Here is a 303-nt window from a genome sequence, read left to right on the forward strand (position 1 = left end):
ACGATAAGTCCGGCATCACTCAACTCTCGCAGGAAGTCACGGAGAACTGTCGCGTCCACATCTGGAAACTCTGCAGCGCTGTTCCGCCCACCAGTAGGCCGGTGACTGTCCCTGCGATTCCGATGGCGACCGTCAAAGTGACTGAGAACCGGACTGCGATCCAGAGGTGGACGGTTGTCAGCATAGCTGCAACTAGCATTGCTGCGGATGAGATCTGTATTACACCCGACGACGGGAGGCCCGCTACCGCGAACACGGCTCCAGTGGCTGCCACTATGCTGCATTCCACTCCTACTGCGATCG

At 58.4% G+C, this 303-nt stretch carries 1 protein-coding gene; it reads right to left on the reverse strand.

Annotation, left to right across the window (positions count from 1 at the left end; all coding sequences use genetic code 11):
* Positions 1–19 precede the first annotated feature (19 nt).
* A partial coding sequence (locus FVA95_RS32350; RefSeq protein WP_205016058.1) for a hypothetical protein occupies positions 20–303 on the reverse strand: 284 nt, incomplete at its 5' end.

Source organism: Pseudonocardia sp. EV170527-09 (assembly GCF_008369905.1).
GTDB lineage: Bacteria > Actinomycetota > Actinomycetes > Mycobacteriales > Pseudonocardiaceae > Pseudonocardia.